The 6,863-nt window shown below is 72.1% G+C and carries 8 protein-coding genes and 1 pseudogene; 7 read left to right on the forward strand and 2 right to left on the reverse strand.

All coding sequences use genetic code 11. The features are described from left to right. The 3 genes and pseudogenes from ACTHNQ_RS19625 to ACTHNQ_RS19635 form a co-directional block, all read left to right on the forward strand. Positions 1–528 (forward strand): annotated as a pseudogene (locus ACTHNQ_RS19625) (preprotein translocase subunit SecA); the annotation flags it as partial. A 125-nt stretch (positions 529–653) separates the two neighbouring features. After that, positions 654–1,880: a pyridoxal phosphate-dependent aminotransferase gene (locus ACTHNQ_RS19630; protein ID WP_440335608.1), complete on the forward strand. Its 1,227-nt coding sequence runs from the start codon at positions 654–656 to the stop codon at positions 1,878–1,880. A 68-nt stretch (positions 1,881–1,948) separates the two neighbouring features. Beyond that, positions 1,949–2,302 (forward strand): hypothetical protein, encoded by a 354-nt coding sequence (locus ACTHNQ_RS19635; protein ID WP_440335609.1) that lies wholly within the window; start codon positions 1,949–1,951, stop codon positions 2,300–2,302. Between the two features lie 50 nt (positions 2,303–2,352). Here the strand turns inward: ACTHNQ_RS19635 and ACTHNQ_RS19640 are convergent, their stop codons facing one another. Then, on the reverse strand, positions 2,353–2,796 hold the full coding sequence (locus ACTHNQ_RS19640) for an Rv3235 family protein (RefSeq protein ID WP_018171989.1): 444 nt from the start codon (positions 2,794–2,796) through the stop codon (positions 2,353–2,355). Between the two features lie 132 nt (positions 2,797–2,928). Between ACTHNQ_RS19640 and ACTHNQ_RS19645 the strand changes: the two genes are divergently transcribed. Beyond that, on the forward strand, positions 2,929–3,537 hold the full coding sequence (locus ACTHNQ_RS19645) for a hypothetical protein (RefSeq protein ID WP_440335610.1): 609 nt from the start codon (positions 2,929–2,931) through the stop codon (positions 3,535–3,537). 31 nt (positions 3,538–3,568) lie between these two features. Here ACTHNQ_RS19645 and ACTHNQ_RS19650 read toward each other — a convergent pair whose 3' ends face one another. Continuing rightward, a complete protein-coding gene (locus ACTHNQ_RS19650; protein ID WP_440335611.1) occupies positions 3,569–3,850 on the reverse strand; it encodes a helix-turn-helix domain-containing protein in 282 nt (93 codons plus the stop codon). Between the two features lie 98 nt (positions 3,851–3,948). Between ACTHNQ_RS19650 and ACTHNQ_RS19655 the strand changes: the two genes are divergently transcribed. The 3 genes from ACTHNQ_RS19655 to ACTHNQ_RS19665 all read left to right on the forward strand — a co-directional run. Further along, positions 3,949–4,581: an SAF domain-containing protein gene (locus ACTHNQ_RS19655; protein ID WP_440335612.1), complete on the forward strand. Its 633-nt coding sequence runs from the start codon at positions 3,949–3,951 to the stop codon at positions 4,579–4,581. Beyond that, a complete protein-coding gene (locus tag ACTHNQ_RS19660; RefSeq protein ID WP_440335613.1) occupies positions 4,578–5,906 on the forward strand; it encodes an AAA family ATPase in 1,329 nt (442 codons plus the stop codon). The genes ACTHNQ_RS19655 and ACTHNQ_RS19660 overlap by 4 nt, the downstream gene beginning before the upstream one ends. Before the next feature lie 24 nt (positions 5,907–5,930). Continuing rightward, positions 5,931–6,863, forward strand: a 933-nt coding sequence (locus ACTHNQ_RS19665) for a histidine kinase N-terminal domain-containing protein (protein WP_440335614.1), incomplete at its 3' end; no start/stop codon positions are given.

Here is a 6,863-nt window from a genome sequence, read left to right on the forward strand (position 1 = left end):
CAGGTGCTCGACCGCCGCTGGCGCGACCACCTCTACGAGATGGACTACCTCAAGGACGGCATCGGCCTGCGTGCGATGGCCCAGCGCGACCCGCTCATCGAGTACCAGCGCGAGGGCTACCAGATGTTCCAGGCCATGATGGGGCAGATCAAGGAGGAGTCGGTCGGCTACCTCTACAACCTCGAGGTCGAGGTGCGCCGCCAGGGCGAGGGCGACGCCGACCAGGTCACGCAGGTCGAGGCGAAGGGCCTGTCGGCTCAGCCGGTCGAGGCGCAGCGTCTGCAGTACACGGCCTCGAACGACGCCGGCGAGGTCGAGGTGCGCAACGAGCGCGGCCAGGTGCAGCAGGCGGCGACGCGACTGCGCCAGGCGGCGGCCGCCGCGGCGGCGACGCCCGCTCAGCCGCAGGCCCAGCCGGCCGCGGAGGCTCCTCGCGGTGCGTTCGGTCAGAAGACCGAGGCGCCCGCTGCCGAGCAGGCGCCGCTCAACCGTGCCCAGCGGCGCGCCGCGGATCAGCGCAAGAAGTGACGCGAATGGATGCCGCGACCTCGGGAGACGCCGGGTCGCGGCATCCATTCTGCTTTTCGTAGGCAGGTGGTGAGCGGGCCACGGGGCGTTCATTGGCCCCGCGCCGCCGCGGATATCCTGATGCGATGAATCGCCTCCGCCCCCTCGACCAGTCGAGCAAGCTCCAGAACGTTCTCTACGAGATCCGTGGGGCGGCCCTGGCAGAGGCCGACAGGCTCGAGGACGAGGGTCACACGATCCTCAAGCTCAACACCGGCAACCCGGCGGTGTTCGGGTTCGAGGCGCCGTTCCAGATCGTGCGCGACATGATCGAGGCCGTCCCGCACGCGCACGGCTACAGCGACAGCAAGGGCATCATGTCGGCGCGCCGCGCCGTCGTCTCCCGCTACGAGCAGGTGCCGGGCTTCCCCCAGTTCGACCCTGACGACGTCTACCTCGGCAACGGGGTCTCCGAGCTCATCACCATGACGATGCAGGCGCTCCTGGACGAGGGCGACGAGGTCCTCATCCCGGCCCCCGACTACCCGTTGTGGACCGCGATGACGAGCCTGGCCGGCGGCACCCCGGTGCACTACCGCTGCGACCCGGACGACGGCTGGCAGCCGAGCCTCGACGACATCCGCGCCAAGGTCACACCGCGCACGAAGGCGATCGTCGTCATCAACCCGAACAACCCGACGGGCGCCGTCTACACGCGGGAGGTGCTCGAAGGCATCGTCGAGATCGCGCGCGAGAACTCGCTGCTGCTGCTCTCCGACGAGATCTACGACCGCATCCTGTACGACGAGGCGAAGCACATCTCGCTCGCGACGCTCGCCCCCGACCTGCTCTGCCTGACGTTCAACGGCCTCTCCAAGACCTACCGGGTCGCGGGCTACCGCTCGGGCTGGCTCGTGATCACGGGGCCGAAGGCGCACGCGGCCGGCTTCCTGGAGGGCATCCAGCTGCTCGCGTCGACGCGCCTGTGCCCCAACGTCCCCGCCCAGCACGCGGTGCAGGCGGCGCTGTCGGGTGTGCAGTCGATCGACGCGCTCATCGCCCCCGAGGGACGCCTGCTGGAGCAGCGGGATGCCGCGTGGCAGGCGCTCGAGAGCATCCCGGGCGTCAGCTGCCTGAAGCCGCAGGGCGCTCTGTACGCGTTCCCGCGCCTGGATCCCGAGGTGTACGAGATCCACGACGACGGAAAGCTCGTCTACGACTTCCTCGTCGCCGAGCACGTCCTCCTGGTGCAGGGCACCGGCTTCAACTGGCCGACCCCCGACCACCTGCGCATCGTCACGCTGCCCGAGGCACGTGTGCTCACCGAGGCCATCGAGCGCCTGGGCAACTTCCTGTCGTCGTACAAGCAGTGAGGCAGGGATGCCGCGGCATCCCGTCAACCCCCTCCCGGGCGCCGTCGTCCGCGACGTAGCCTCCGGGCATGTCCATCGAACTGAATCAGCCGGCGCTCCGCCATGCGCGGGCGCTGATCCGTGACGGCAAGGTCGTCCGCGACGAGCGGGACGACTGGTCGGAGGCGGCCCCCACCGCCGACGAGGAGAACGCCTTCATCGAGAGCGACGGGTGGACCGAGTTCTCGCACTGGCACCTGGGTGTCGACCGGTCCGAGGACCGCGAGACCAAGAAGGCGTACTCGTTCCCGTTCGGCGACTTCCGCAAGGTCCACCGTTCGGGCGTGATCTCGGGCGAGAGCCGGGCGGGTCAATACGGGCACGACGAGATCCGCGATGCCCTGAAGGGGCTGCTCGAGCTCATCGACGCCGAAGAACGCTGACGGCCGGGCCGGTCACATCGTCGGGACCGGCCCGCCCGTCGCGGCTCGGGTCAGAGAAGGGCGAGGGATGTGGCGCGCCACCGGCCGTCGCGACCCTCGAGGCGCACGGCCAGCGCGCGCGTCCTCGCGGGGCCGCGCACCACCACGACGGCTTCGACGATGCCGTCGGCCGGCGAGGACTCGTGCACCGACATGACCGTGTGCACCGGGCGGCGGGCGACCATCCCGCGGGCGTTGCGCGCCCGCGTGGCGAGGTTCGTGCGGACCACGAGCTTGCGGTACGCGTCCTCGGTGAGCCAGCGTGCGAGCTGCTCGACCTCGCGCACGCCCGCGAACACCTCGAGCACTCCCAGCGCCAGGTTGCGCAGGAAGGGCTCGGGCGAGGGCAGCTCGATCGACGGCGTGCGCTGCGGCGCGAAGAACTCCGAGAGCTGCGTGCTGCGCGGCGAATGATGAGGGAGTGCGCGGGCGCTGCCCGCGGGCGTCGTTGCCATGGGTGCCTATCTCGACAGTGGGGGATGTCTCGGGGCTAGTACAACACACGGGGAACTCTCAGGAAAATCCCGAGACCTGGGTATGTGGATAACTCGAGGCCGGTCAGAGCGGAATTGCCCTACGCTCGCTCCGTGCGCTGGGACCGCTTCTTCGACGACCTCGAGGATCAGCTCGCCTCCGAATGGGAGGCCGAGCGTGCCGTGCTCGACACCGAGGCCGAGCGCCTGCGGCTGTCGCGCGTGCAGCTGTCCGAACGCCTGACCCTGCTCTCCGGGCGCGACGGTGCGACGCTGACGACGGCATCCTTCGATCTGGTCGACGGGACGACCCTGCGCGCGAGGGTCACCGGCGTCGGGGCGGACTGGGTCGCCCTCGCGCCCGTGGAGGGCCCGCCCGGCGCCGTCGTGGCCCCCTTCGCCGCCATTCTCGCGGTCGGCATGCCGCATGCCGACCTGTTGCGCACCGCCCGGGTCGCGCCGCCCCGGTCACCGCTGAGCGAGCGCCTCACGTTCGGCTTCGCCCTGCGCGACCTCGTGCGCCGACGCGCCGGCGTGGCCTTGCACCTCGTCAACGGGCGACTCCTCACGGGCACGATCGACAGAGCGGGCGCCGACCACCTCGACCTCGCGCTGCACGATCCGGGCGCGCCACGACGGGCGGATGCCGTGACGGGGCACCGCATCGTGCCGTTCGCGGCGGTGGCGTGGGTGCGCGCCGACGAGGCGCCTGCCCTGCCCTGACTCGTTCGGCCTGCCGAGGGGCGCGGTGCCGTCAGTCGCCGTTGCGGACGATGCCGCTGCCCCACAGCTCGGGGAAGCTGGCGGTCTGCGACTGACGCCACAGGGCCATGCGCCGGGCCTCTTCGGCCTGGTCGTCGAGATAGTCGGTGACGCTCGCGGCATCGACGCGCCAGCGTGCGGGCGATCCCACCCGCATGCCGCGGAGGCGGCCCTCCTGGACGAGGGCCATCACCTCGTCCACCGAGACGCCGAGGACCTCGCCCACCTGAGCGGGAGCGAGAAGGCGCACGTCGGACGTCGGGTCATCTGACATGCCCCCATTATGGCCCCGCGGGTCCGGCACCGGCCTGGTGCGCAGCACCCTGTGGATAACGCGCGACGCGATTCTCGCGCGTCGGCGACGATGGTCCGATGAACCCCGCCAGCGAAACCGTCCGCAGCCCCCGTCGCGCCTTCTGGGGCGACGCGCGGTTCTTCCTGGGTGTCCTCCTCGTCGTCGCCTCCGTGGTGGGAGTGTGGCTCGTCGTCTCCGCGGCGCGGCAGACGGTCCCCGTCTACGCCGCCGCGCACACGATCGTGCCCGGCGAACCGATCGCAGCGGGCGACGTCAAGATCGTCGACGTGGCACTCGGAGCCGTCGCCGGCACGTACCTCGGCGAGGGCGACCTCGCAGACGGCACCGTCGCCACCCGCACGATCGAGGCCGGCGAGCTCGTGCCCGCGGCGTCCGTCGGCGACGCCGACGACGCACGCACCACGAGCGTCGTCGTGCGCAGCGCCGTGGACGTGCCCGCCTCGGTCGAAGCCGGCACCGTCGTGGAGGTGTGGGCGGCGCCGCTGCTCGAACGCGGCGCCTATGACGATCCGCGCATCCTTGTCGCCGATGCCACCGTGGTGTCGGTCACGCGCGACGACTCGATGATCGGCGGCGGGGCGGCTGCCCTCGAGCTCGTGATCCCGCGTGACGACGTGTCGGCGACACTGGCCGCGATGGCCGACCAGTCCGCGCTCTCCATCGTGCCGACGACGGGGGCGGGATCGTGAAGGCGGTCGTCGCGGTCGACGATGCCGATGCGCTCGTCGCCGGCCTGCAGCGCGAGGGCATCGAGGTCGTCGCCCGGTTCGCGGCGTCGGCTCCGGCGTCCGCATCGTCTGCGGGAGCGGACGAGCCCGGGCCCGAGGCCGACTCGGAGGTCCTGCTGCGCGCGCTCGCCGAGGCCGATGCACTCGTGCTGGCGGTCGACCGCGCATCGCTGACACCCACGGTGGTCGCACTCTGCGACCGGGCCGGCACGCGGATCGTGCCGCTCGTCGCTGACGCGGCGGGGGAGCGCCTCGCCGCCGCGTGCGGACTGGAAGCACCGCTCGACGCCGCCACAGCGCCGTGGCGTATCGCCGAGGTCCTGCTCGCGGGCCCGTCGGAGGCTGCCGCCCCGCGGCGCGCCGAAGCCGTGCCGACGCGCCCGCGCGTGATCGCGGTGTGGGGGCCGGCCGGTGCGCCCGGCCGCACCACGATCGCGACCGAGCTGGCGATGGAGCTCGCCCGAGGCGGGCGCCATGTGGCGCTCGTCGACGCCGACACCCACGCGCCGTCCATCGCCCTCATGCTCGGCCTCGCCGACGAAGGGCCGGGTTTCGCCGCCGCCTGCCGGCAGGCCGAGCTCGGCGGACTCGACACGCGCGAGCTCACACGCATCGCGATCCCGCTCGGGCGCACCGGCGTCGACGTGCTGACCGGGATCAACCGGCCGTCGCGCTGGCCCGAGCTGAGCGACCGACGCGTCACGACCGCGCTCGCCGCCTGCCGGGAATGGGCGGACTTCACGGTCGTCGACGTGTCTTCGTCACTGGAGCGGGACGAAGAGATCGTCAGCGACCTCGACGGCCCGCGGCGCAACGCCGCCACGATCGCGGCGCTCCGAGCCGCAGATCTCGTGGTCGCGGTCGCGGCCGCCGATCCGCTGGGGGTGGCGCGCTTCCTGCGGGCGTATGCCGAGCTGCGCGCGACGATCGGCGCCACCCGCGTCGCGGTGGTCGCGAACCGCCTGCGGCCGGGCGCGCTGGGCATCGATGCGCGCGGGCAGGTGCGCCGCACGCTCGACCGCTTCGGCGGCATCGAAGACGTGTGGTTCGTGCCGCAGGATCCGCGCTCCGCCGATGCTGCGCTGCTGTCGTCCCAGACCATCGCCGAGGTCGCGCCCAAGTCTCCGCTCACGCTCGCCGTGCGTCGGTTCGCCGGCGACGCCGTGGTGCCGGCGCCGGACCAGGGGGCGCCCGTGAATGCGAGAAAGACCGGCCGCGGCATCCCTCGACGTCGCCCGCGCGACGACGCGCAGAAGTCGTCGGGGGCGCCGGCGCCGGCCGCGTGAGGCGCGAGCCCTAGGCTTAGGTGCGTGTCGACCCTCAGCGATCTCGTCTACGCCCAGGGCCGCTCCAGCGAGGAGGACGTGGAGTGGCTCCACCGTCTCGCGGGTGACGGTCAGCTCCTCGCCGATCTGGCGTCCGCCGACATCGTGCTGTGGGTGCCGACCTCGGACGACTCGTTCGTCGCCGTCGCGCACACGCGGCCGAGCGGCGCCGCGACGCTCTTCTACCGTGACATCGTGGGGGACCGCGTGCGGCCGCAGTGGCGCACCCAGGTGCGCGAGGCCTTCCAGACCGGCGCGATCGTCGACTCGGCCTCGCCCGACTGGTTCGAAGAGACGCCGACCCGGGTGCGCGCCGTCCCCGTCGCCCGCAGGAGCGGCGGCGTCGTGCAGACGATCGGCGTCGTGACCCGCCACACCAACCTCGGCGAGGCTCGTACGCCCTCGCGTCAGCAGATCACCTTCAACGAGTGCGCCGACGACCTGTTCGGCATGATCGCGTCGGGCGACTTCCCCGACCTCACCGCTCCCACCTCGCCGCGACGCGGCGCGCCGCGCGCCTCGGACGGTCTGGTGCGGCTCGACGTCGACGGGGTGACGACGTTTGCGAGCCCCAACGCCCTCTCGGCGTTCAACCGCCTCGGCTTCGAGGACGAGCTGGAGGGCGAGTCGCTCGTCGAGGTCGTGACGCAGATCCTCCCCACGAAGCGTCAGTTCGACGAGTCGCTGCCGGTCGTCGTGACGGGGCGCGCTCCATGGCGGGCGGACCTCGAAGCGCGCGGCGTCACGGTGTCGCTGCGCACGATCCCGCTCCGCGATCACGGCACCCGCATCGGCGCGATCCTGCTGTGCCGCGACGTCACCGAGATCCGCCACCAGGAGCAGGAGCTCATCACCAAGGACGCGACGATCCGCGAGATCCACCACCGCGTCAAGAACAACCTGCAGACGGTCGCGTCG

The sequence above is a fragment of the Microbacterium sp. genome (assembly GCF_051953575.1).
Lineage (GTDB): Bacteria > Actinomycetota > Actinomycetes > Actinomycetales > Microbacteriaceae > Microbacterium.